The organism is Pandoraea captiosa (assembly GCF_902459775.1).
GTDB lineage: Bacteria > Pseudomonadota > Gammaproteobacteria > Burkholderiales > Burkholderiaceae > Pandoraea > Pandoraea captiosa.
In genome coordinates, this window is sequence record NZ_CABPSQ010000036.1 from 1 (window position 1) to 505 (window position 505).

Sequence of the window (505 nt, forward strand, 5' to 3'; positions counted from 1 at the left end):
GCCGTGGCGCGCAGCGCCTTGCCCGAGAGCGAACGGTCGAAGTAGAAGTACAGCGCCAGAATCATCACGACCGACACGCCGACCACCCACAGACTCTGACCGGAGACCATCACCGAGCCGATGTTGAAGCTCGCGTCCGAGAACGCCTGCGTGCGCGAGCCTTCGGCGCCGAACATCACCAGTCCGAGGCCCGTCAGCGCGAAGTGCACGCCCACCGAAACGATGAGCAGCAGCAGCGTGCTCGCCTCCGCCAGCGGCTGATAGGCCAGGCGATAGAGCATCGGCCCCATCGGCACGACCAGCAGCAGCGTGAGCGCGATCTGCGCGAGCATCGGCAAGGTCATCGGCGCGAGCGCCTTGACCACGAAGAACACGGCAATCGGGAACACGAGGTATTTGCCCGCAAACACCGGCACCAGACGGCCCGCGAGTTTGCGACGCTCGCTATGACGCAGCACACCCGACGTCTCCACGATGAACGTGCAGATGCCCATCGCCACGAGCA

At 65.1% G+C, this 505-nt stretch carries 1 pseudogene; it reads right to left on the reverse strand.

Features of this window, described 5'->3' with window-relative positions:
* Window positions 1-505 (reverse strand): annotated as a pseudogene (locus tag PCA31118_RS26910) (branched-chain amino acid ABC transporter permease); the annotation flags it as partial.